22 protein-coding genes are annotated in these 21,623 nt (G+C 62.7%); 12 read left to right on the forward strand and 10 right to left on the reverse strand.

Annotated features, from left to right (window positions below):
• The 5 genes from HPQ62_RS14600 to HPQ62_RS14620 all read left to right on the forward strand — a co-directional run bounded on the left by HPQ62_RS14600 (window position 1) and on the right by HPQ62_RS14620 (window position 5,825).
• Window positions 1–1,002, forward strand: coding sequence for a transketolase family protein (locus HPQ62_RS14600; RefSeq protein WP_174803310.1), 1,002 nt, complete (start codon window positions 1–3; stop codon window positions 1,000–1,002).
• The gene (locus HPQ62_RS14605) at window positions 1,002–2,117 is read left to right on the forward strand and encodes a RuBisCO large subunit C-terminal-like domain-containing protein (protein WP_174803311.1); all 1,116 of its coding nucleotides are present in this window, start codon (window positions 1,002–1,004) and stop codon (window positions 2,115–2,117) included. The genes HPQ62_RS14600 and HPQ62_RS14605 overlap by 1 nt, the downstream gene beginning before the upstream one ends.
• 87 nt (window positions 2,118–2,204) lie before the next feature.
• Complete coding sequence (locus HPQ62_RS14610) at window positions 2,205–3,152, forward strand: sugar-binding transcriptional regulator (protein ID WP_174803312.1); 948 nt, start codon at window positions 2,205–2,207, stop codon at window positions 3,150–3,152.
• A 65-nt stretch (window positions 3,153–3,217) separates the two neighbouring features.
• Window positions 3,218–5,272 (forward strand): bifunctional aldolase/short-chain dehydrogenase, encoded by a 2,055-nt coding sequence (locus HPQ62_RS14615; protein ID WP_174803313.1) that lies wholly within the window; start codon window positions 3,218–3,220, stop codon window positions 5,270–5,272.
• Window positions 5,273–5,390: 118 nt separating this feature from the next.
• Window positions 5,391–5,825, forward strand: coding sequence for an RbsD/FucU family protein (locus HPQ62_RS14620; RefSeq protein WP_174803314.1), 435 nt, complete (start codon window positions 5,391–5,393; stop codon window positions 5,823–5,825).
• 21 nt (window positions 5,826–5,846) lie between these two features.
• Here the strand turns inward: HPQ62_RS14620 and ggt are convergent, their stop codons facing one another.
• A complete protein-coding gene (gene ggt / locus HPQ62_RS14625) occupies window positions 5,847–7,436 on the reverse strand; it encodes a gamma-glutamyltransferase (protein WP_174803315.1) in 1,590 nt (529 codons plus the stop codon).
• A 142-nt stretch (window positions 7,437–7,578) separates the two neighbouring features.
• Here ggt and cysQ point away from each other — a divergent pair, with 142 nt between their 5' ends.
• Entirely contained in the window at window positions 7,579–8,367 is a 789-nt protein-coding gene (gene cysQ, locus HPQ62_RS14630; RefSeq protein WP_174803316.1) for a 3'(2'),5'-bisphosphate nucleotidase CysQ, read from the forward strand.
• A gap of 58 nt (window positions 8,368–8,425) precedes the next feature.
• Here the strand turns inward: cysQ and HPQ62_RS14635 are convergent, their stop codons facing one another.
• From HPQ62_RS14635 to HPQ62_RS14675, 9 genes are all read right to left on the reverse strand, one after another.
• Window positions 8,426–9,493: a DNA topoisomerase IB gene (locus HPQ62_RS14635; protein WP_174803317.1), complete on the reverse strand. Its 1,068-nt coding sequence runs from the start codon at window positions 9,491–9,493 to the stop codon at window positions 8,426–8,428.
• Window positions 9,494–9,581: 88 nt separating this feature from the next.
• Window positions 9,582–10,994, reverse strand: a complete 1,413-nt coding sequence (locus HPQ62_RS14640) for a carotenoid oxygenase family protein (protein WP_174803318.1) — start codon at window positions 10,992–10,994, stop codon at window positions 9,582–9,584.
• Between the two features lie 126 nt (window positions 10,995–11,120).
• The gene (locus HPQ62_RS14645; RefSeq protein ID WP_174803319.1) at window positions 11,121–11,570 is read right to left on the reverse strand and encodes a DUF6691 family protein; all 450 of its coding nucleotides are present in this window, start codon (window positions 11,568–11,570) and stop codon (window positions 11,121–11,123) included.
• Window positions 11,570–11,998 (reverse strand): YeeE/YedE family protein, encoded by a 429-nt coding sequence (locus HPQ62_RS14650; protein WP_174803320.1) that lies wholly within the window; start codon window positions 11,996–11,998, stop codon window positions 11,570–11,572. Before HPQ62_RS14650 ends, HPQ62_RS14645 begins: the two co-directional genes overlap by 1 nt.
• Entirely contained in the window at window positions 11,995–12,327 is a 333-nt protein-coding gene (locus HPQ62_RS14655) for an ArsR/SmtB family transcription factor (protein ID WP_244629704.1), read from the reverse strand. The genes HPQ62_RS14650 and HPQ62_RS14655 overlap by 4 nt, the downstream gene beginning before the upstream one ends.
• Window positions 12,328–12,330: 3 nt before the next feature.
• Window positions 12,331–13,212: an MBL fold metallo-hydrolase gene (locus HPQ62_RS14660; protein ID WP_174803321.1), complete on the reverse strand. Its 882-nt coding sequence runs from the start codon at window positions 13,210–13,212 to the stop codon at window positions 12,331–12,333.
• Window positions 13,213–13,449: 237 nt separating this feature from the next.
• A complete protein-coding gene (locus tag HPQ62_RS14665) occupies window positions 13,450–14,067 on the reverse strand; it encodes a nuclear transport factor 2 family protein (RefSeq protein WP_206678084.1) in 618 nt (205 codons plus the stop codon).
• Between the two features lie 97 nt (window positions 14,068–14,164).
• Window positions 14,165–14,983: a bifunctional 5,10-methylenetetrahydrofolate dehydrogenase/5,10-methenyltetrahydrofolate cyclohydrolase gene (locus HPQ62_RS14670; protein WP_174803322.1), complete on the reverse strand. Its 819-nt coding sequence runs from the start codon at window positions 14,981–14,983 to the stop codon at window positions 14,165–14,167.
• Window positions 14,984–14,993: 10 nt separating this feature from the next.
• Entirely contained in the window at window positions 14,994–15,758 is a 765-nt protein-coding gene (locus HPQ62_RS14675) for an IclR family transcriptional regulator (protein WP_174803323.1), read from the reverse strand.
• Between the two features lie 109 nt (window positions 15,759–15,867).
• On the opposite strand from HPQ62_RS14675, the gene HPQ62_RS14680 reads away from it, so the two are divergent.
• From HPQ62_RS14680 to HPQ62_RS14705, 6 genes are read left to right on the forward strand one after another with little or no spacing between them, the layout of a single operon-like run.
• On the forward strand, window positions 15,868–16,656 hold the full coding sequence (locus HPQ62_RS14680) for a creatininase family protein (protein ID WP_174803324.1): 789 nt from the start codon (window positions 15,868–15,870) through the stop codon (window positions 16,654–16,656).
• Entirely contained in the window at window positions 16,653–17,942 is a 1,290-nt protein-coding gene (locus HPQ62_RS14685; RefSeq protein ID WP_174803325.1) for an amidohydrolase family protein, read from the forward strand. Before HPQ62_RS14680 ends, HPQ62_RS14685 begins: the two co-directional genes overlap by 4 nt.
• On the forward strand, window positions 17,939–19,339 hold the full coding sequence (locus tag HPQ62_RS14690) for an FAD-binding oxidoreductase (RefSeq protein WP_174803326.1): 1,401 nt from the start codon (window positions 17,939–17,941) through the stop codon (window positions 19,337–19,339). Before HPQ62_RS14685 ends, HPQ62_RS14690 begins: the two co-directional genes overlap by 4 nt.
• A gap of 7 nt (window positions 19,340–19,346) precedes the next feature.
• Entirely contained in the window at window positions 19,347–19,928 is a 582-nt protein-coding gene (locus HPQ62_RS14695; RefSeq protein ID WP_174803327.1) for an NAD(P)H-dependent oxidoreductase, read from the forward strand.
• A gap of 22 nt (window positions 19,929–19,950) precedes the next feature.
• Window positions 19,951–20,757, forward strand: coding sequence for an ABC transporter ATP-binding protein (locus HPQ62_RS14700; protein ID WP_206678085.1), 807 nt, complete (start codon window positions 19,951–19,953; stop codon window positions 20,755–20,757).
• Between the two features lie 3 nt (window positions 20,758–20,760).
• Complete coding sequence (locus tag HPQ62_RS14705; RefSeq protein WP_174803328.1) at window positions 20,761–21,618, forward strand: ABC transporter permease; 858 nt, start codon at window positions 20,761–20,763, stop codon at window positions 21,616–21,618.
• Window positions 21,619–21,623 lie beyond the last annotated feature (5 nt).

Raw genomic sequence — 21,623 nt, forward strand, 5'->3', positions numbered from 1 at the left:
ATGGTGGAAATCGTCAACCGACCGTATGCTGCGGCATTCGAAACCTTCGCTACAGCCCGGCCCGAAGTGATGTGCCTTTCGGCGGATCTCACCTCGTCCTGCGAGGTCGATGGCTTCCGCGACCGCCATCCCGACCAGTTCCTCTCGCTCGGCATGGCCGAGCAGAACATGCTGTCCTTTGCCGGCGGACTTGCGATGCAGGGCTACCGCCCCTTCATCCACACCTTCGCAGTGTTTCTGTACCGCAGGCCCTACGACCAGCTGATCAATTCGATCGCCTATTCCAACCGCAAGGTGCGGATGATGGGTTTCCTGCCCGGCATTACCACGCCCGGTGGCATCACCCATCAGGCGATCGAGGATATCGCCGTGATGCGCGCGATCCCCAACATGACGGTGCTGGAAACCGGTGACGCGACCGAGGTCGAGACCGTGCTCGAGGTTGCCGACAGCATTGACGGCCCGGTCTATGTGCGGGTGCTGCGCGGCCAGGTGCCGCGGCTGTTCTCGACGCCTTTCGAATTCAACAAGCTGAGGACGCTGAGCTCCGGCGACGACATTCTGGTGCTGACCTCGGGCGTCTGCACCGAAGAGGCCCTGCGCGCGACCGCAGCGCTTTCGGAAAAGGGCGTCGGCGTCCACCACCTCCACGCCTCGACGCTGAAACCCTTCGACCGCGCTACCTTCCTTGAAGCTGCGCGCGGCAAGAAGGGCGTGATCACGCTCGAAAACCACATCATCACCGGCGGGCTCGGCACGATTGCGGCTGAGATCATCGCGGAGGAGGGGCTTGGCGTGAAGCTTCGCCGTCTCGGCCTCAACGACACCTTCGCGCACGGCGCATCCAAGCCGTATCTGATGAAGAAATACGGTCTCGATGCCGGTGCGCTGGTGGCGGCCATCGAGGATGTGCTCGGCGCCAAGCTCGGCATCACCGACGATGCCCTGCAGGCCGTGCGTCTTGATGCCGTCCATTCGGCGGAAAAGGCGGAGGCGCTGTGATGGCGGAACGCTTCATCGCATCCTATCTGATCGGCGAGACCGATTACGAGACCGCCAAACAGCGCGCGCTCAACATCACCGTCGAACAGACCGTCGAGATCCCCCGCGACATCGTTCCGGCAGGCTATGTCGAGGATGAGATCCTCGGGAGGCTGGAGGGCCTTGAGGCGCGCGATGGCGGCCATGTCGCCGCGATCTCCTACAGCATGGACGATGCCGGCGGCGACTTCCTGCAATTCCTGAATGTGCTGTTCGGCAATTCCTCGATCCTGCAGCAGACGCGGCTGATCGGCTTGAAGCCGTCTCCGGCGCTCGCAGAGATCACGCCCGGTCCGCGTTTCGGGCGGGCAGGGCTCCTGGAGCTTGCCGGCGCCGCGGACGGACCGCTTCTGATGTCGGCGATCAAGCCGGTCGGGCTTTCTACGGCTGATCTTGCGCGCCTCGCCGGTGACTTCGCGCTCGGCGGCATGGATTTCGTCAAGGACGATCATGGCCTTGCCGACCAGAAGACCGCGCCCTTTTCCGAACGGCTTTCCGCTTGCGTTGCAGCAATCGAGGAGGCCAACGGCAAGACCGGCTTCAGGACGCGGTTCATCCCCAACATCACCGCGCATCGCGGCGGCACGATCGAGCGCGCCTATGAGGCGAAGGAGGAGGGGGCCGGCGGCGTGATGCTGGCACCGGCGCTTGCCGGTTACGATGTTGCCCGCCAGCTTGCGGCCGACCCCGATTTCGGTCTGCCGATCATCTCTCACCCGGCTTTCTCCGGCGCCAATGTGGTGGGCGCGGGCTGCGGCTTTTCGCATGCCTTCTATTACGGCACGCTGCAGCGATTGATGGGTGTCGATGCCGCCGTCTACCCGAATTTCGGTGGCCGCTTCAGCTTCTCGCGCGCCGAATGCCTGTCGATCGTCGATGCCTGCCTGGAAGAATTCGCTGGGCTCAAGCCGATCCTGCCGGCGCCGGGCGGCGGCATGACATTCGAGCGGGTCCCGGAGATGCAGGACGCTTACGGCAAGGACGTGATCTACCTCATCGGCGGCGCGCTGATCCGCGAACGCGAAACGCTGGTGGCTGCATGCCGCAGGCTATGTGAAACGGTGCGGGCAGGGTAGGGCAGATGCTTGCGGGCGGGTGGCGAAAGGGGCAAGTTCACTTTTTTCACCCGACCTGGATAATGTCCATTGCACAACGAGAGCACGATGCTGATCCGACCGAGCGACCGCATTCTTCATAAAGCTGCCTGGCTTTACTACACCCACGGGCTGCGCCAGGACGAGGTTGCCAGACAGCTCGACATTTCGCGGGCCTCGGTCGCGATGTATCTGCGCCGCGCCCGCGAGATGGGCATCGTCACGATCTCCACCTCGACTGAGCTCTTTGCCGACGACGTGCTGGCCCGCGAGATGGAAGACCTGATCGGGCTCGAGGCGGTCTGGATCGTGCCCGAGGATCGCCAGGCGCTCGACCCCGACACCGAAATGCCGGTGGTGGCCGCCGCCGTGTTCCAGGGCCTGATCAACAAGGGCGACAAGGTCGGCGTCGCCTGGGGGCGGACGGTCTATCACATCGCCGATGCCATGCCCTTTGCAGACCTGCAGGGCGTGACCGTGATCCAGCTCTGCGGCAATCTCGGCGCGCCCTATAATTATCGCCCCGACCAGTGCACCACGGAAATCGCGCGGCGGCTGAATGCCGAGGGCATCAATTTCTATGCGCCACTTGTGCTGAGCACGGAGGCGCTCTGCACCGCGCTGCGCAACGAGGACATCATCCACCAGCAGATGGCTATGATCGGCGAATGCGATTTGGTGCTCTATTCCGTCGGCGGCATCGCACCCGACAGCCACCTCGTCACCTGCGGCGCGCTGTCGGCGGAGGCGATCGAGGCGCTCGGCGAAGAGGGCGCGGCCGGCGTGATCGCCGGCCAGGTGATCGATGAAAGCGGCGCGATCATGGACTGCGAACACAATCGCCGCTGCATTTCCGCCGATCTCGACACGCTGCGCAACATCCCGAAGCGGCTGATGGTGGTGCAGGAGCGTGAGAAGTTCGAGGCGTTGAAAGCGGCGCTCAGAGGCGGCTTCGTGTCCCATCTGGTGGTGACCCGCAGCATGGCCGAACAGCTCATGGAAGCCTGGAAGGCCTGAGCCGGGCCTTGCGGAACTGAAGGTTTTGAAAGACCGGGACCCGAGGGTCTCAGGGAGGATGATCGATGGAAAATCTCTGGAACGATGCCGCGGCAAAGGCGGCTGTCGAGCGCTACGGCAAGGACGGCGTCAACGCGGATCTCGCGCTTTGCACCTACACCACCCGCCTTCTGGGCGGCGAGCCGCGCCTGGTGCTCCATGGCGGCGGAAACACATCGGTCAAGACGAGCGCCCGTGACCTCGTCGGTGAAGACTTCGACGTGCTCTGCGTCAAGGGCAGCGGCTGGGACATGGCAACGATCGAGCCTGCGGGCCTTCCGGCGGTCAAGCTGAAGCCGCTGTTGAAGGCGCGCGCCTTCGATGCGCTTTCGGATGAGGACATGGTAACGCTGCAGCGCGCCAATCTGATCGACCCTTCGTCACCCAACCCCTCGGTCGAAACGCTGCTCCACGCTTTCCTGCCGCAGAAATTCGTCAACCACACCCATTCGACCGCGGTGCTGGCGATCGTCGATCAGGCCGAGAGCCTGAGGCTCTCCGAAGCCGCGTTCGGCGACCGCTTCGCCTTCGTCCCCTATATCATGCCGGGTTTCGCGCTCGCCAAGGCCGCCGCCGAAGCCTACGACGCCAAACCCGATGCCGAGGCGCTGATCCTCGACAAGCACGGCATCTTCACCTTCGCGGAAACCGCGAAGGACGCCTATGACCTGATGATCGACTATGTCAGCCGCGCGGAAGACTATGTCCGGCGCGAGGGCCGTCCGGCCTTCCACGCCGTCAGCCTGCCCGAAGGTCTTGCAGGGCCGGAAGCGATCGCACCGATCCTGCGCGGCGCAGTCGCGATCCGCCGCGAGGGCAAGCGCTTCGGGCGCATGGTCAATGATTTCCGCGCCTCGCCTGAGATCATGGACTTCGTCAATGCCGCCGAGCTTTCCGACATGGCCGAGCGCGGCGTCTCGACGCCCGACCTTTCGATCCGGATCAAGACCGGCCCGATGGTACTGCCGGCGCCGGTTGCGACCGATCTCGCAGGCTTCGCGGAGGCGACCGCCGATGCCGTTTCGCGCTACAGCGCCGCCTACACGGACTATTTCAATGAGAACAATAATCGCGACGACGTCCAGCGGACCATGCTCGACACCATGCCCCGGCTGACGCTGGTGCCGGGCGTCGGCCTGTTCGGTCATGGCCGCACGGCAAAGGAAGCCAAGATCGCCGCCGATCTCGGCGAGATGTGGATCGAGGCGGCGCGCGATGCCGAAATGGTCGGACGGTTCGAGCCTGTCAGCCGCCCGGACCTGTTCGATCTCGAATACTGGTCGCTGGAGCAGGCGAAGCTTGCCGGCAACAAGGAAAAGCCGCTGACCGGCCAGGTGGCGCTCGTCACCGGCGGCGGCGGCGCGATCGGGGCGGCCGTTGCCCGCCTGTTTGCGACAGAAGGGGCGCATGTCGTCGTCGCTGACCTTGATGGTGACCGTGCGAAAGAGGTCGCGAAAGAAGCCGGCAATGGCGCGATCGGCGTCGCGATGGATGTCACCGATCCGGTTTCGGTCAGGGCCGGGTTCGACGCAGCGGTCAAGCGCTTCGGTGGCGTCGATGTCGTGGTGTCCAACGCAGGCGCGGCCTTCCAGGGGCCGATTGCGACGCTCGATGACGCCTTGCTGCGCAAGAGTTTCGAACTGAACTTCTTCGCTCATCAGAGCGTGGCGCAGCAGGCGGTCCGGATCATGAAGGCGCAGGCGACCGGCGGCGCGCTTCTGTTCAATGCCAGCAAGCAGGCGGTCAATCCCGGCGCCGATTTCGGCGCCTACGGTCTTCCCAAGGCCGCAACCCTGTTCCTGTCGCGCCAATATGCGCTGGAGCACGGCAAGGACGGGATCCGCTCCAACGCCGTCAATGCCGATCGCATCCGCTCCGGCCTTCTCGACGATCAGATGATCGCTAGCCGCGCGGCCGCTCGCGGTCTGACCGTTGCCGAATATATGGGTGGCAATCTGCTCAACCGCGAGGTCACCGCCGACGATGTCGCCCACGCCTTTCTCGATCTCGCGCTCGCCGAAAGCACCACGGCAAGCGTCACCACAGTCGATGGCGGCAATATCGCCGCAGCGTTGAGATAGGATTGAATTCCTGCACGCCATAGACAGGACGCGGCCTCCATTACAGGGAACCGTGTGATAAGGTCAGAGGGTGTCGGAGACCCTCCCCGCCACAACCGTTTTTGTGAAAGGAACTGCCATGCTGAAAGGGATCGATCCGCTTCTGGGGCCCGACCTCCTGCACGTGCTTGCCATGATGGGCCACGGCGACGAGATCGTGATTGTCGACGCCAATTTCCCGGCCGCGTCGGTCGGCGAGCAGACCGTTTACGGTTCGCCGCTTGCCATTGGATGCGATGCGATCAAGGCGCTCGCCGCGATCCTGACCGTCCTGCCTCTCGACGCATTCGAGCCCGACCCTGTCGTCACCATGCAGGTCGTCGGCGAGCCGGATACCGTGCCGCCCGCCATTGCCGATGCGCTGCCGATCATCAAGGCCGAAGGCTATGAGCCGGCCTCGCTCGAACGTTTCGACTTCTATCAGCGCGCCAGTGAAGCCTTCGCCATCGTCGCCACCAGCGAGATGCGCCCCTATGGCAATTTCATCCTGCGCAAGGGCGTGATCTTCAGCTGAGGTGCCGCGCCGGGATCGCGCTCAATAGCCGAGCGCGATCCCGTCCTTGCGGTGGTCGGAGGCACCCCACAGCACGCCGCGTGCGTGGTCGATCATGATCGCCTGGCATCCGCCAAGCGGCTCGTCGGCGATCCGGGTCTTGTGCCCGCGCCGCTCCAGCTCGCGCCGCACATCTTCCGGGATTGTCGGCTCCAGGCTGATTGCGCCTTCGGTGAAGAAACTGCGCGGCTGGTCGGAGGCCATCTGCACATCGAAACCGCGATCGACGACCTGCGAGATGAAATGGGCATGGCCGTTTGCCTGGTACTGCCCGCCCATGACGCCGAACGAGATCACCGGCTTTTCGTCCTGAAACAGCATCGCCGGGATAATGGTGTGGAACGGCCGTTTCGAGGGACCGATGACGTTTGCATGGCCTTCCTGAAGCGAGAAGCCGCTTCCGCGGTTTTGCAGCAGAACGCCCGAGCCTTCCGCGTAGATGCCGCTTCCGAAGGCCGCGAAGATAGAGTTGATCAGCGAGATCGCATTGCCGTCGCGATCGACGACGCTGACATAGACCGTGTCCTTGTGAACCGGCATGTCGAGCGCGGTCGGATCGGATGCCCGATCAAGCGATATCTTCGATCGGATCGCGGCGATCCGGTGTTCGTCGAGAAGTTCTTCAACGGAAACGCACATCGTGTCGGGGTCGGATATATAGAGATCGCGCTGGCGGTAGGCCGACTTTGCGGCCTCGGCCAGAAGATGGATGCGATCGGCATCCGACAGACGGCCTTCGCCAAGATCGAAGCCTTCGAGGATGCGCGTCATGATCAGCGCGGCAAGCCCCTGACCGTTGGGCGGGCACTCCATCAGCTTGAAGCCGCGATAATCGGCGGCGATCGGCTCTGCCATGTCCGGGCGCGCATTTTCGAAATCTTCAAGCGTGTGAAGCCCGCCAAGCGCCTTGAGGGTGTTCACGATATCCTCGGCAACCTCTCCCTCGTAAAACGCCTTTCGGCCCTCGCGCGCTATCTTTTCAAGCGTTGCCGCAAGGGCCTCGTTGCCGAGCCGGTCGCCAACCGAAGGCGCGCGCCCTCCCGGCAGGAATTGCCGGACGGAGGCTTCATGCGCCTTCAGCCTGCCGGCATAACGCGACCAGTCGCGGGCAACGCGCGGGGCAACCGTAAAGCCCTCGCGCGCCGCACGGATCGCCGGCTGAAGAATGGCGTCGAGCCCAATGCGGCCATAGGTGCTGCTGAGATGGTCCCATGCGCCGACCGCACCCGGGACGGTGACCGAATGCACCGAGAGATCGGAAATCGCCGTCATGCCCTGACTTCGGAGCAGGGCGGCATCGGCGGCGGCTGGCGCGCGCCCCGAACCGTTGAGCGCAACCGGCTTGCCGCCTGCCGGCGTATAAAGCGCGAAACAATCACCGCCGATGCCGGTCATATGCGGATCGACCACGCCCTGCAGGGCGACCGCTGCAATCGCCGCATCCACCGCATTGCCGCCGGCACGCAGGATATCGAGCGCGGCGAGCGTTGCCTGCGGATGCGATGTCGCGGCCATCGCATTTTCGGCGATGGCAACGGACTTGCCGGGTTTCATGAAGTCGCGTTCCCGCATAAGTTCTCTCCCAAATGCGCCAGATGGAGCCGGCCAGAACCGTATATCGATGGTGCAATCTTCTCCAGACCGCTTTATAGCGTTCGCTGATACGGGATCAAAGGCCGATGCGACGGCTGGTGAAGATGAAAGAGGTGCCGGGATGGCCGAGATGCAGCAGGTTTTCCTCGATGCGGCGCTGGAAGCCGGCATCGCGATCATGGCGATCTACGACAAAGGAATCGAGGTTGCTTATAAAGCCGATTGCTCGCCGGTGACCGAGGCCGACAACCAGGCGGAAGTCATCATCCTCCGGCATCTGACGAATGCCTTTCCGGACATTCCCGTGATCGCCGAAGAAAGCGTTGCCGCGGGCCGGGTGCCTGATATCGCCGGCGGGCGCTTCTTTCTGGTCGATCCGGTGGACGGCACCAGAGAATTCATCAACCGCCGCGCGGATTTCACCGTCAATATCGCGCTCATCGAAGACGGCAAGCCGGTCGCCGGCATTGTCTATGCTCCTGCGCGCAATGTGGCCTATCGCACCAACGGAAATGGCGCCGAGAAGCTGACGATTGCAAACGGCGCGGTAGTCAAGGCAGAGCCGATCAGCTGCCGCTCCATGCCTGACGCGCCGGTCGCCGTTGCCAGCCGATCGCACAACACGCCGGAGACGGACGCGTTCATGCAGAAGATCGGCGTCGCCGGCATTGAATCGGTCGGATCATCGCTGAAATTCTGCCTCGTTGCCGAGGGGGTTGCCGATGTCTACCCGCGTTTCGGCAGGACGATGGAGTGGGATGTCGCAGCAGGCGACGCCATCGTGAGGGCTGCAGGCGGCATGACCGAATGCGCCACCAGAAAGACAGCCTTCGCCTATGGCAAGACCAACCAGAACACCGACAGCGATTTTGCCAATGGCAATTTCATTGTCTGGGGCCGGCGGGATTAGGCGCTCAATCAGAACGCCCTCCGGCAATAGTTGCGATCTGGACCGGGGGGTCGCCCACTCAGGCGGGGCTTGAAGGTGTTCGCGTCTTCAGCCAGCGCAATGCCCGGATTTCTTCTTCATCGAGCCATTCCAGCAGGCGCTCGCTTCTGGTTCTGAGTTTCAGCACATCGCTGAGCACGCCCGCCTCGAAATCCTCGAATACGGCCGGATGAATATAGGAAGAGCGGCAGACCGCGCGCGTATTGACGAGCCGTGCCGCCACGCTGTCGATCGCCTCGTTGAGCTGCAGCGCAAGACCGCGCCGGGTGTCAGCCACCTCGAGCGGAGCCAGCGCATCGAGCGCCATGCAGGTCGCGCCCCAGGTCCTGAACTGTTTCGAGCTGAACTGGTTGCCGGTCACTTCGCGGATATAGCTGTTGACGTCGTGTGAGGTGACCGGACGGCATCCCTCATCGTCGCAGACATATTGAAAGAGGTGCTGGCCGGGCAGTTCCTGCAGCTTGCGCACGACATTGGCGATGCGGCGGTCGCTGTGCTTCAGGTTCCATTCCTTGCCGGACTTGCCCTTGAAGCGGAACTTCACGCTTCCGCCCTCGACCTTGACATGGCGCGCGCGCAAAGTGGTCAATCCATAGGATTTGTTGGTTTCGGCATAGGTTGCGTTACCGACGCGGATATAGAGATTGTCGAGCATCCACACCACGGTTGCCAGCGCCTTCTCCATCCGCATGCCGCGGGTGCGCAGATCGCGCTCGACGCGTTCACGCAGATCTGGAAGCCGGTCGGCAAAATCCACCAGGCTTTCGAATTTCGCCTTGCCGCGCGCGGCATGCCAGTCCGGATGATATCGGTATTGCCTGCGTCCGCGCGCGTCCCGTCCGATCGCCTGGAGATGCGAAAACGGGTTGGTCGAGATCACCACGTCGGTATAGGCGGGCGGAATGGCAAGCGCATCGAGCCGGGCGATCTCCTCGCGATCCGTGATCCGCTTGCCGTCAGGCGCGTAATAGAGAAAGCCGCGCTTGCCGGTCCTGCGCGTGATACCGGTCTCAAGCCCCGGAATGTATACCAGTCCGGAGTTAAGCTTGGCTTCTGCTGCAACGCTGTCGAGTTCCGTAATACTCATTGTGCCATAACGCACACCCGGGAAAGCGGTTCCGAAAGCCCGGCGACCGGGCATCAGATTTCACGGCCCTCCCTCCAAAAGCCCTGCGCTAGGCCGGCACCCAGGCGCCATGAAGGCCCTGGGGCACGCGTTGGGGCATGCGCAGCCGCAGCACCGGTCCATCCTCGATGCCTTCGGAATCAAGCAGCACCAGTTCGCTCGTTTCGGTTTCGGGGTCGTAGAGATAGGTGGCGAGGAAACCGGCATTCGCGGGCTCTCCCTTCGGAATGAACACCGCTTCACCGGCAATGTGATTGCCGAAATCATGGTGGACGACATCGCCGGTTTCGGTGTCGACGCGCATGAGACAGTTGAAGGTTCCGGACGCGCCATGGGCGCTGACAAGCGTTTCCGTCAGCGTCGGGGCATAGACGTAGCGTGAGGCAAGCGCGGTCAGGCGGTCATCGATCCGCGGAAACTCCGCAACCCTGTCAAACCATGTCTGCGCCCTGACGCTGCCCGAATGGGTGTCGAGCACAAGCCGGCGCAGCATCGGGGGCTCGGTGTTGCGTGCGCCATAGCCGAGATAGAGTTTCTGGTGCTGGACATAGTCGATCACGATATCGCCGCCGCGCTCGAAGCCATTGGCGAAGTGATAGACGAAGAAGGCATCGGCCTCGAACCAGCGAACGGTTCCGCCATCAAGCGGCATCACGGCAATGCGGGTTCCAAGCTCCGGGCGCCATTGCAGGAAGGCTTGGCCCTGCATCATCGCCTCCATGTCAAACACGGCCGGTCCGATCAGGAGCACGATGTGGCGTTCGGTAAGGACGAAATCGTGGATCATGCTGGGCGCAGCGAGCGCAATGTCGAAAGAGCGGCGCAGCTTGCCGTCAGCGCCGATATGGTGGATCAGCACGGTCGGGCGTTCGATGTCATAGCTCAGCGCGAACATGTCGCCCGTCGCCGGATGCACCCGGTTATGGGCGCCGAGCATGATCGGCTGGTCCGTTCCGGCGGTCCAGGGACCGAGGGTTTCGAGGTTCGGGCCAATCTCCCAGGCAGGCTCGCCCTCGCCGAGCGCCAGCAAATGGTCGCCATGGTGCATCACGCTGATGAAGGCGGAAGCCTTGAACGGATTGTCCGGATCGTCATGAGGGCCAAGCAGGCCGGGTTCGATCGGCCGCGGCGCCATCAGGCCGCCGAAGACCCCGCGCCCGGCATTGTCCTCGATTTCGAAACTGCGGGTGCGCACATAGCGGTTGTGGTAGCTTGCCTTGCCGCTCGCAAACCGGACGGCATGCAGCATGCCGTCGCCTTCCAGCGGATAATTGTAGGAGACAGGCTCGTAGCGCGGGTTGGGGCCGTTGCGAATATAGGCGCCGTTCAGTTCCTCGGGGATCCGGCCTGAAATGACCTCCAGCCCGTCCCGGTCGATTTCACGGCCGATCGGTGCAAAATTTCCGCTGAGGTGCGGATTGTCCGAACGCCATGCGATAGTCTCATCAATGCGATCTCTCATGCGCACACCCTCCGATATCCGCGCCCTCCAGAGCGCGATATGAGCATGTTTGCGCATTTATGCCTTTTCTGGCAACTGCAAGCTTTTCCGGCGCATGGAAAGCGCGCCGGAAGCAAGGTCCAAGCGTTACTGTGCGCCGCCTTCGGCCAGGCGCCGACGCAAAACACCCTGCCTGAGGGTGCGGGCGAGCGCCATGCCTGCGACCATCGACAGCACGAAGGCCACCACGTCGACATCCATCAGCCCCAGCGCCGGTATGGCCCCGCCGGGGCAGAACCCGGCAATCCCCCAGCCCAGGCCGAACGTGGCCGCTCCAGCCACCAGGGCGACGTCGATCTTGCGGGTGCCCGGCAGATGAAACGCGCGATCGAAGAGCGGCGCCTTGCGCTTCAGCACGAACCGGTATCCGATCGCGGTCACGATCAGCGCGCCTCCCATCACGAAGGCGAGCGACGGATCGAAACTGCCCGCGAGATCGAAAAAGTTCAGGACCTTGGCCGGATTGATCATGCCCGAGACAGCAATGCCCGTGCCGAAGAGAAGACCGGAGAGAAAGACAAGAACCAATGCGGGCATCAGAAACCTCCAAGCACGTGGCGGATGACGAATACGGTCACAAAGGTCGTGGCCATGAAGACGAGCGTCGCCGCAAGTGAGCGTCTGGAGAAGCGGGCAAGGCCGCAAACGCCGTGACCCGAGGTGCATCCGGCGCCGAGATTGACGCCGATACCGACGATCAGCCCGCCAATGATCAGCCAGGGCAGCGGAACCGTGTTCTGGAACGGGATCGCGATGCCCGCAGCGTGGACCAGGATCGCCGGCGCCACGATCGCGCCGAGCAGAAAGGCGATCCGCCAGCTTCGATCGGTCGACCCGGGTAGGAGCGCGCCCGAGACAATGCCGGAGAGCCCTGCTACGCGGCCGCTGACCGCCATCAAAAGCACAGCGGCAACGCCGATCAGCGCGCCCCCGAACAGCGAGAGCCATGGTGTGAATTCGGTCATCTTGGACCTCCGGTGGGTTGCGGCTTGCAGAACAGCTGATGCATCGTGGTTATGAAGGTCTGGACGCGGGGATCGGCGAGACGGTAGAATACCTGCTTGCCTTCCTTGCGGCCTGAGATCAGACCGGCATCGCGCAGGCCGGCAATCTGCTGCGACAGGCCTGGCTGACGGATGCCGAGCGTATCCTCGAGCGCACGCACCGAGCGTTCGCCATCCACCAGCGCGCAGGCAATCAGCAAGCGGTCGGGATTGGACAGCGTCTTCAGGAAGGCGGAGGCATCACCGACCTTCGCCTTCATCTCAGCCATCTCGGAAGAAAGCGTCTCCATCCATCACCCCCACGCGGTTTCAGCAAACAGGTTGAGCGGTATCTTCAGATAGCGCGTGCCGTTTTCCTCCGGCTCGGGAAGCCTGCCACCATTGGTGTTGACCTGCAACGCATGCAGGATCAGCTTCGGCATGGGCAGCGTGCGGTCGCGGGCCTTGCGGGCTTCGACAAAGGCGCTTTCATCCTTGTAGACAGAGATGTGGGCGTTGCTGGCTCTCTGCTCGGCAACGGTGGATTCATAGCGCGGCTCTCGCCCGCCGGGCTGATAGTCATGGCCGGTAAAGATGCGGGTTTGATCCGGCAGGGATAGAATGTCCTGGATCGAATGCCACAGGGCGCTTGCGCTGCCGCCCGGAAAATCGGCCCGGGCGGTTCCCGAATCCGGCATGAACAGCGTGTCATGCACAAAGGCGGCGTCGCCGATCACATAGGTAATGGAGGCGAGCGTGTGGCCCGGTGAAAACATCACGCGTCCGGAGATCGTGCCGACCGTGAACGTTTCACCCTCTGCAAAGAGCTTGTCCCACTGCGAACCATCGGTGGGAAAGTCCGGCCAGTTGTAGAAATCCTTCCAGAGCTTTTGAACCTCGGTCACCTTCTCGCCGATCGCGGTCGGCGCGCCGGTCTTTTCCTTCAGGTAGCTGGCAGCCGAAAAATGATCGGCATGGGGATGGGTGTCGAGAATCCACTCGATGTCATAGCCCTTGTCGGCAATGAACCGCAAAATCGCGTCGGCATGGGTGGTCGCCGTCGAGCCGGACTTCTCGTCGTAATCGAGAACAGGGTCGATGATCGCGCATTTCTTCGCTGCCGTATCGGCAACGACATACTGGATGGAGCCGGTGCGCTTGTCGTAAAAGCCGGTGACTTCGGGTTGCGGCAACATGGAAGAACTCCTGTAAATCTGGTGTTGTTTATTACGTAATATCTATTGCATTTTATTGCAATCATTATTTCGCAAATTTTGATTTTCTGGCGCTGTAGCCGGGCGGACGATTTCGGCCCCTCACACTGCCGGAAGGCAGAACGAGAGGCCGGAGGTTGTCAGAGTGCTTGTGATTTCAGCGTCACGAAGCCGCAAGCGCTGCCGCGCCGGCGGAACGAACCCGAAGGCAGGTGGCCGTCAGGGGCAGGTATTGACCGGCGCTGCCTTGACGATCGGGAAGCATGCTTCCCATTCCTTTGTGCGCGCCGGCCACGGGGTCAGCGTTTCAGGGCTCTCGGTCAATTCCAGCACGCCGAGGCTCTGGAGATCCTTTACGCGCCCATCGAGATATTCCTTTATCACCGAAATCTTCCCATCGCTGACATGGGCGACCCAGACATCGTTGACCACCTGGCGGGCGCCGCGCTGAAAGGTGCGGAACTGGAGTTCGGCGGCAATCCTGCCGGTCTCGGTGTCGATGAAGAAGGCGTCTGCCGGAAGATAGATACTGGTATCCTTGGCCGCCTTGCAGAAGGCTTCGAGATCGCCCAGCATCGCCTCCTTGCCGGTGATCGCATTGGTCGGGTAGGAAAACGCAACATCATCCGTAACCACGCCGTCCATCAGGTCCGGGTTGCAGGATGCCCAGGCCGAGGCCAGATCGAAGATCAGGTTTTCCATAGCAGCCCGATCCGGATCTTCAGAGGGCGTGCCGGCATAGGTCACGCCGGGGCGGATTTCGTCTGCGGCATGAGCAGCCGGTAGCGCCGCGACCAGCGCAAGCGATGTCAACACAGTCATACGGACGGCATTCATCATGGTTTTTCCCTTTTCGATCATGGTCGAGCTTGCAGTGATTCCACGCCATGGAAAGGCAAAACCTGCTGCGATGCAATATGATTGATGCGCGCGCTCAACGCGCCGCTTCGACAATGTTGCGCATCATGCAGGCCGTGGTCACAGGGCCGACGCCATCCGGCACATGGGTGATGGTGATCGGCCTTTCAGAAATCGCCGAAAGATCGACATCGCCGACAAGGCCGTCTGCCCCGCGATTGATCGCGACATCGAGCACGATCGCCCCGTCGCGGAGATGATCAGCGCCCATCAATCCGGCAACGCCCGCAGCCGTGACGACGATGTCGGCCCGTAGCGTATGGGAAGCAAGGTCGCGGGTTGCGGCATGGGTCAGCGTCACGGTCGCCTCCGCATCGAGCAGCAGGTTTGCAAGAGGCCGGCCGACAATGCGGGAGGCGCCGACCAGCACGATGTCCCGGCCCCTGAGGTCGCCCGCAAGCGCTTCCGCCAAAAGCTTGCAGGCCAAGGCCGTGGCCGGTGGGCGGTTTGGCATGCCGAGGGCAAGCCTGCCGGCATTTTCGGGATGAAGTCCGTCGACATCATGACCTGCACCAAGCAGCACGGCCGCATCTTCTGCCGCAAGGCCCGGAGGCAGAGGATAAAGCGTGATCACCGCGTCGATATCGCGTGCAGCGCCGAGCCTTCGAAGCCGTTCCAGGGTATCGCCGGGATCGTCGGCGTAAGCCTCTGTTTGAAGTTCGATCCCGAGCGCGGCCGCCGCAGTGCCGAGACGCGCCGCATAGGCTGCCTGGCCCGGATTTTCCGGTTCGATCAGCACGTGACAGCGGGGCGCGCGGCCAAGGGCGGCTATCTGCGCGGCAGTCTCGCAATCGATGCGACGCGCAAGCTCGAACCCTTTTACGATCTCAACCATGCTCTCCCCCTCAGAATGCGGCTGCGATATGCGCCGCGCATGTGCGCAGCCGCAACGCCATCTCCGCAAGCTCCGCTTCGTTGTATCGGCCGCATTCGAAGATGATCGATGTCGCGCCGATCACCTCGCCACGGGCAGGATCGAGCACAGGTACGGCAATCGAGCCGACGCCGACGATGTATTCGCTGTCCGTAATGGCATATCCTGCGGCGCGAATGACCGCGAGCAACTCGGAGAAGGCCGACTGGTCCGTGCCGGCGGCATTGGCGTAAACGGCGAATTCCGGGGTTTTCAACAGCGGATCGCCGCGTTCGGCATTCAGAAAGGCAAGGATGGCACGGCCCGCTGCCGTCGGCCAGAGCGGTACGCGGGTGCCGACCGAAATCCGGTTCAGCGTGAATTTCGCCGGCAGGAAGGCATGGGCGACATAGACCGCGTCGGTATCATCCAGCATGGCGAAGGAGACCGCCTCGCCGATGTCATCTGCAGCCGCGCGCAACACCGGCTGGATCAGTTGCGGGATCCCCCTGCCCTCGATGAAGCCCTGGCTCAATCTCAGCACATGCGGCGTCAACGCATACCGGCCGCGATCGCTTGTGACATAACCAAGCTGTTCCAGCGTGCGCACCAGCCGGCGCGCCACTGCGCGGTTGAGGCCGACCTTCTGCGCGATCTCCGAGACCGTGATGGATCGGTCTCGGGCATCGAAGGCAAGCAGGACTGAAAGACCCTTGGCGAAGGTCAGTGAAATTTCCCGGTCCTGCTCATCCAGCATGGCGGCATCTCCTCAACGAAGGCAATGTTGCAGTGCGCAATTTTCGACTTGACCCGGGAGCACGTTCGTTTACGCTTTAACGAACATTTGCTCGATAAGCGAACAATACATGGCTTACTATCATTGGCAAGACCTGAAGACCACTGATTTCAGCGCCATCGATCCCGATCGTGCGCTGGCGCTGCTGCCGGTTGGCGCCACCGAGCAGCACGGCCCCCATTTGCCGCTTGCCACCGATAGCCTGCTCGCAGGCCACATGGCGCGGGAGGCTGCGCGGCGGGCTCTCAAGGCCGAGGTCTACATCCTGCCCACCGTGACCTACGCCAAGTCCGACGAACACCTTTCCTTTCCGGGCACGCTGACGCTTGACGGGCCGACGCTCTTCGCCACCCTGATGCAGATCGGACGAAGCGTCGCCCGCGCCGGATTTTCAAAACTCGTTTTCCTGAATGCCCATGGCGGAAACGTGCCGGTGCTGCAGATGGCGGCCCGCGCGCTGCGGGTGGAGCAGAACATGCTGGTCGTTTCGGCCGGATGGATGGCGATGGGATTTCCGGATGGTCTCATCAGCGCGCGCGAACAGCGCGACGGCATCCATGGCGGGCTCGTGGAAACGGCCGTGATGCTGCATGTCAGGCCGGACCTCGTTGACATGACAAGGGCGGAGAACTTTGTGCCCGCCTCGGCACAAATGGCAGAGGAAAACGCGGTGCTGCGCATGGCGGGGCCGGTCGGCATGGGGTGGGTTGCAGAGGACCTGCACCCCGCAGGCGTTGCCGGTGATGCCGCCTCGGCGACGGCGGCAACCGGCGCGGCAATCGCAGAACATGCAGCAGGCCGCTATGCGCGCCTGCTTGATGAAACCGCCGCTTGCGCCGGTCCCGGAGGGCGCGCATGAAGCCGTCAGTCGAGACCCGATCGCTGACGCTGCGCAATCTGAGCGCGCCTGCAACCCTGGTCTCCGGCTTCGATCATGGCGCGCCGGATCCGCAGACAGGCCTGGTGCGCCTCGACCTTGCGATCCGCAACGGCAAGCTCGCCATCGCCGACCCGGCTGAGCCCGGGCAGGATGCCGGCGGACGGATCATTCTGCCCGGCTTCGTCGATGCGCATGTCCATCTCGACAAGGCCTTCACCGTCCACCGCACCGGTTTTTCGACCGAAGGCCTCGGCAGCGCCGTCGCGCTTTCCATGGCCGATGCAGGCCACAGGACGGAAGAAGATATCGCAGGGCGAATGCAGCGAGCGCTGGCCGCCGCCGAGCGCAACAATACGGTAGCGATGCGCACCCATCTCGATACCTTCGATGCGCCGCTTTCAAGCCCCGCCTGGGCGGCCTTTCGTGCAATGCGCACGGAATGGAAAGACAGGATCAGGCTGCAGGCGGTGGCGCTGATGGCACTGTTCCGCGTCGAGGGCGAAGACTTCGACACACGCTGCCGTCAGCTTGCCGAGATCGGCGGCGTTCTAGGCGCCTTCATCGCCCCCGGCGCGACGTCAAAACCGCGGCTCGAACGGCTGCTGGCAGCCGCCGATGCCCATGGGCTCGATCTTGACCTTCATGTCGACGAAACGCTCGCTGCTGATGCCGACGGTCTTCGTCTGCTTGCCGATATCGCCCTGCAGCGCGGACACAAGGGGCGGATTACGGCCGGCCATTGCTGCGCACTTTCCGCGATGGAAGACAATTCCCGTCTCATCGATCGGGTCGCCGAGGCCGGGATCAGCGTGATCGCGCTTCCGCTGACCAATGGCTTCCTGCAGGATCGAAGAGCGGGCCACACGCCGCGCTGGCGCGGCATTGCCCCGGTGCACGAACTCGACGCCGCCGGCATCGCCACCTGTTTTGCCTCCGACAATGTCCGCGATGCGTTTTATCCCTATGGCGATTTCGACATGGTGGATGTTCTGCGTCAGGCCCATATCCTCGCCCACCTCGAAAACGCGCCCGCGCACTGGGCGCCATCGGTCCACTGGCGCGCCGCAAAGATCATCGGGCTCGCCGATTGCGGCTGGATCAGGCCCGGAGACGATGCCGATTGCGCAATCTTCGAGGCACGGGACTGGGCAGACCTGTTTACGCCATCCGGCATGCGGCGCACTGTGTTGCGCACGGGACGGCCGCTCTCGGGCGGCCTGTTCGACATCGCCATGCATGGGTCCGAGTGGAGGGCAAGCGCATGAAGGAGAACATCGAAGCCTGCCGCAAGGCGCTCTCCTGCTACGATCTGGACGACAATGCCCGAACGGTGCAGCAAAAAAGCCGGGACTTCTACTGGTACAGTCCGGTCCTGAAGGAACTGCTCGACGCAGTCTGCGGCGATTTTGTCGTCGCCCCGCGCAACGAGGCTGAGATTGTCGATATCCTCGCGACCTGCCATCGCCATGACGTGCCGGTCACGGTGCGCGGGGCGGGAACCGGCAATTACGGCCAGGCCATGCCGCTTGCAGGCGGCGCGGTCCTGCATATGAAACACATGAAAAACGTGATCGCGGTCGCCGACGATCATCTGATCGCAGAACCCGGCGCCGTGCTTGCCCGCGTGGAGGAAGCAGCGCGGGAGAAAGGCCGCGAAATCCGCCTGTTTCCCTCGACCGTCGCCACAGCCACCATTGGCGGCTTCATTGCCGGCGGCTCCAGCGGCATCGGCGCCGTGCGCTGGGGCGGGCTTCGCAATCCCGCCAACATCCGTCGCCTCCGCCTCGTCACGATGGAAGCCGAGCCGCGCATCCTCGAACTGACCGGAGACGATATCGCCAAGGCCGCCCATGCCTATGGCGTCAACGGCGTCATCACCGAAGTCGAAATCCCCATCGATCCGGCTGGCGATTGGGTCGATGTGCTGATCGGCGCGGAGGACTTCAACGCCGCGAACCGGCTCGCCTTCCTTCTCGGCGATCATCCGCAGATTGCGCTGCGGATGCTTTCCACCTTCCAGGCGCCGATCCCGGAGCGATATTTCGGCCGCTACCAGCATTTTACGCGGCCTGGCGATGCGGCGATCGCGCTGATCGTCGCGCGCGACTGCCTGCCGGCACTCGAAGAGATCGTTGCCGGGAGCGGCAATGCCGCGATCCGCTTTCCGGTCGACGGGCACGCGAAAGGCCAGCGCTTGCCGCCGATCCATGAGATCGCATGGAACCACACGACGCTGCGCGCGCTCAAGGTCGACGACGAGATCACCTATCTGCAGATGCTGCTGCCGCAGGACGATCTCGAAGGCAGCCTCCGGCGGATCGAGGAAACATTCGGCGAAGACCTGCTGATGCATTTTGAGTTCACGCGCTTTGCCGGCCGCCTGAGCGCGGTTGCCATGCCGCTTGTGCGCTACCAATCCACCGAACACATCGAACTGATCGTCGAAACGCTCGAAAACGGTCTCGGCCTGACCGTCTTCAACCCTCACCGCGTGACGCTCGAGGAGGGGGGCATGAAACGCACCGATGAGGCTCAGCTTCAGTTCAAGCGCGAAAACGATCCCAAGGGCCTGCTCAATCCGGGAAAGATGATTGCCTTCACCGACCCGGACTGGCGCTGGGAAAAGGATCGCATCTTTCTGTTCAACTCCGAGAAGAAATAGCCCTCCCATGAAGGTTCACGTCATATATGCCCATCCGCTGAAAGACAGCCTCGCCGCACGGTTGCACGAAACCGTGGTCGAAAGCCTGAAGACGGCCGGCCACGAGGTGGACGACCTCGACCTTTATGCGGAGGGTTTCGATCCGGTGCTTTCTGCTGAGGACCGCAGCGAGTACCACGACATTGCGATCAACCGCAGCCGGGTCCAGCCTTATGTCGAGCGCCTGATGGCCGCCGACGCGGTGGTGCTGTGCCACCCTGTCTGGAATTTCGGCTGGCCGGCGATCATGAAGGGCTATTTCGATCGCGTCTTCCTGCCGGACGTGTCCTTCAAGCTCCAGGATGGAAAATTGTCGCCGGGGCTTACCAACATCCGCAAGCTCGCGACCGTTACTACCTATGGGTCGAAACGCTGGCGGGCGATGATGCTGGGCGATCCGCCGCGCCGCAATGCCACGCGGTTTTTGCGCGTCGTTTGCCATCCGCGCGTCAAGGTGGAATATCATGCTCTTGACGACATCAACAATATGACGCAGAAACGCTCAGCCGCCTTCATCGAAGATGTGCGGCAAGCCATGCTGAACTTCTGAGCCGCTGAGGACATTGCGCCCGATGATCGAAAGCCAGATGAAACCGGCTCTGAAGAACGGCCCTGAAACCGACGCTGGATCGGGCCTGACCGGCAGCAATGCCATCGTGTTTTCCAACGTCTCGATGACGTTTCCCGATGGCACGGAAGCGTTGAAGGATATCGATCTTTCCGTCAGATCCGGTGAATTCGTCTCGATCGTCGGCCCTTCCGGCTGCGGAAAGTCGACGCTGTTGCGCATCGCGAGCGGCCTTTCCACGCATACCGCCGGCGACATCTGGGTTGACCGGCAGAGGCTCGGCTACACCTTTCAGGATCCCACCCTCCTGCCCTGGCGGCCGGTCAGCGAAAATGTCGAACTGCTGATGGAGCTGAGAGACTACCCCGTTAGCGCGCGAAAGCAGATCGCTGCGGAAAAGATCGCGCTGGTAGGCCTGACCGGTTTCGAGAACCATTATCCGAAGCGGCTTTCCGGCGGCATGCGCATGCGCGCCTCGCTTGCCCGGTCGCTCTCGCTCAATCCGAAGGTCTTCATGTTCGACGAGCCCTTTGGCGCGCTGGACGAGATTACCCGCGAACGCCTGAACGACGAGGTGCGCGCCCACTACCGGCGTGAAGGGTTCACCGGCCTGTTCGTGACCCATTCGATTGCGGAGGCCGTTTACATGTCGACGCGGGTTGTCGTGATGTCGCGCAGGCCGGGCCGCATCATCGAGACAGTCGACATCGATCTCGGCGATGAGCGCAGCGCCGAGCTGCGCTACGAGCCGGAATTCGCGCGCCTTTGCGGCCTGGTATCAAGGGCGCTTCGCCATGCGATCGAGGACTGAGCGATGGAAAAGCCCGTGACCGCCGAGATCGAGCGCTATCAGCCAAAACCGCTGAAACGGCCGCCGGGTTTTGCCCGAAGGCTCGCCCACAGCCTGATACCGCCGCTTGCAATGGGGATTGCGGTTGTCATCCTCTATGCGGCGGTGCGCAGCGGATTGCCCGAACACCGGCAATTCCTGCTGCCGGGTGCGAACGGCATGTGGCAAAACGCCATTTCCAACCGGGAATTCATGGCCGAACTCGGCCTCAGGGCGCTGACGACGGTCGCGATCGCGCTTTCGGGCCTCGCCATCTCGATCCCTGTCGGCATTCTGCTCGGCATCCTGATGTTTCGGTACTATGTCGCGGAAAAGGCGGTGTTCCCTTATCTGGTGGCGCTGCAGTCGATCCCGATCATGGCGATCATTCCGCTGATCCAGAGCGCGCTCGGCTTCGGTTTCCTGCCGAAAGTGCTGATCGTGGCGCTGTTCACCTTCTTCGCCATTCCCACGACGCTTTTGCTCGGGCTGAAGAGCGTCGACCGCAACATCATCGACCTGTTCCGTCTCCAGAACGCCGGCTGGTGGGTAATCCTGAAGAAGGCAGGCCTGCCATCGGCAACGCCGACCCTGTTTGCAGGACTGAGGATTGCCGGCAGCATGGCGGTGATCGCCGCGATCGTTTCCGAACTTTTCTTTCTCTCGGGAAAGGGCGGGCTCGGCCAATTGCTGATGAACGCGAAAATAGACTTCAAATACGAGCAGATGTATGCCGCGCTTCTGGCCGCCTCGGCCCTGTCGATCGGCGTCTATCTGGGCTTCAACTGGCTCGGCAACCGGCTCTTTGCCCACTGGCACGATTCGGGCGCGGGGCAGGAATGACATTT

The organism is Martelella limonii (assembly GCF_013344475.1).
GTDB classification, from domain to species: domain Bacteria; phylum Pseudomonadota; class Alphaproteobacteria; order Rhizobiales; family Rhizobiaceae; genus Martelella; species Martelella limonii.

Coding starts and splice junctions, on each gene's coding strand:
- HPQ62_RS14605 (WP_174803311.1), top strand. CDS start 1,002: ATGGCGGAACGCTTCATCGCATCCTATCTGATCGGCGAGACCGATTAC.
- cysQ (WP_174803316.1), top strand. CDS start 7,579: ATGGCCGAGATGCAGCAGGTTTTCCTCGATGCGGCGCTGGAAGCCGGC.
- ggt (WP_174803315.1), bottom strand. CDS start 7,436: ATGCGGGAACGCGACTTCATGAAACCCGGCAAGTCCGTTGCCATCGCC.
- HPQ62_RS14645 (WP_174803319.1), bottom strand. CDS start 11,570: ATGCCCGCATTGGTTCTTGTCTTTCTCTCCGGTCTTCTCTTCGGCACG.
- HPQ62_RS14675 (WP_174803323.1), bottom strand. CDS start 15,758: ATGCTGGATGAGCAGGACCGGGAAATTTCACTGACCTTCGCCAAGGGT.
- HPQ62_RS14660 (WP_174803321.1), bottom strand. CDS start 13,212: ATGTTGCCGCAACCCGAAGTCACCGGCTTTTACGACAAGCGCACCGGC.
- HPQ62_RS14650 (WP_174803320.1), bottom strand. CDS start 11,998: ATGACCGAATTCACACCATGGCTCTCGCTGTTCGGGGGCGCGCTGATC.
- HPQ62_RS14635 (WP_174803317.1), bottom strand. CDS start 9,493: ATGAGTATTACGGAACTCGACAGCGTTGCAGCAGAAGCCAAGCTTAAC.
- HPQ62_RS14690 (WP_174803326.1), top strand. CDS start 17,939: ATGAAGGAGAACATCGAAGCCTGCCGCAAGGCGCTCTCCTGCTACGAT.
- HPQ62_RS14615 (WP_174803313.1), top strand. CDS start 3,218: ATGGAAAATCTCTGGAACGATGCCGCGGCAAAGGCGGCTGTCGAGCGC.
- HPQ62_RS14695 (WP_174803327.1), top strand. CDS start 19,347: ATGAAGGTTCACGTCATATATGCCCATCCGCTGAAAGACAGCCTCGCC.
- HPQ62_RS14680 (WP_174803324.1), top strand. CDS start 15,868: ATGGCTTACTATCATTGGCAAGACCTGAAGACCACTGATTTCAGCGCC.
- HPQ62_RS14600 (WP_174803310.1), top strand. CDS start 1: ATGGTGGAAATCGTCAACCGACCGTATGCTGCGGCATTCGAAACCTTC.
- HPQ62_RS14655 (WP_244629704.1), bottom strand. CDS start 12,327: ATGGAGACGCTTTCTTCCGAGATGGCTGAGATGAAGGCGAAGGTCGGT.
- HPQ62_RS14610 (WP_174803312.1), top strand. CDS start 2,205: ATGCTGATCCGACCGAGCGACCGCATTCTTCATAAAGCTGCCTGGCTT.
- HPQ62_RS14705 (WP_174803328.1), top strand. CDS start 20,761: ATGGAAAAGCCCGTGACCGCCGAGATCGAGCGCTATCAGCCAAAACCG.
- HPQ62_RS14700 (WP_206678085.1), top strand. CDS start 19,951: ATGATCGAAAGCCAGATGAAACCGGCTCTGAAGAACGGCCCTGAAACC.
- HPQ62_RS14685 (WP_174803325.1), top strand. CDS start 16,653: ATGAAGCCGTCAGTCGAGACCCGATCGCTGACGCTGCGCAATCTGAGC.
- HPQ62_RS14620 (WP_174803314.1), top strand. CDS start 5,391: ATGCTGAAAGGGATCGATCCGCTTCTGGGGCCCGACCTCCTGCACGTG.
- HPQ62_RS14665 (WP_206678084.1), bottom strand. CDS start 14,067: ATGAATGCCGTCCGTATGACTGTGTTGACATCGCTTGCGCTGGTCGCG.
- HPQ62_RS14640 (WP_174803318.1), bottom strand. CDS start 10,994: ATGAGAGATCGCATTGATGAGACTATCGCATGGCGTTCGGACAATCCG.
- HPQ62_RS14670 (WP_174803322.1), bottom strand. CDS start 14,983: ATGGTTGAGATCGTAAAAGGGTTCGAGCTTGCGCGTCGCATCGATTGC.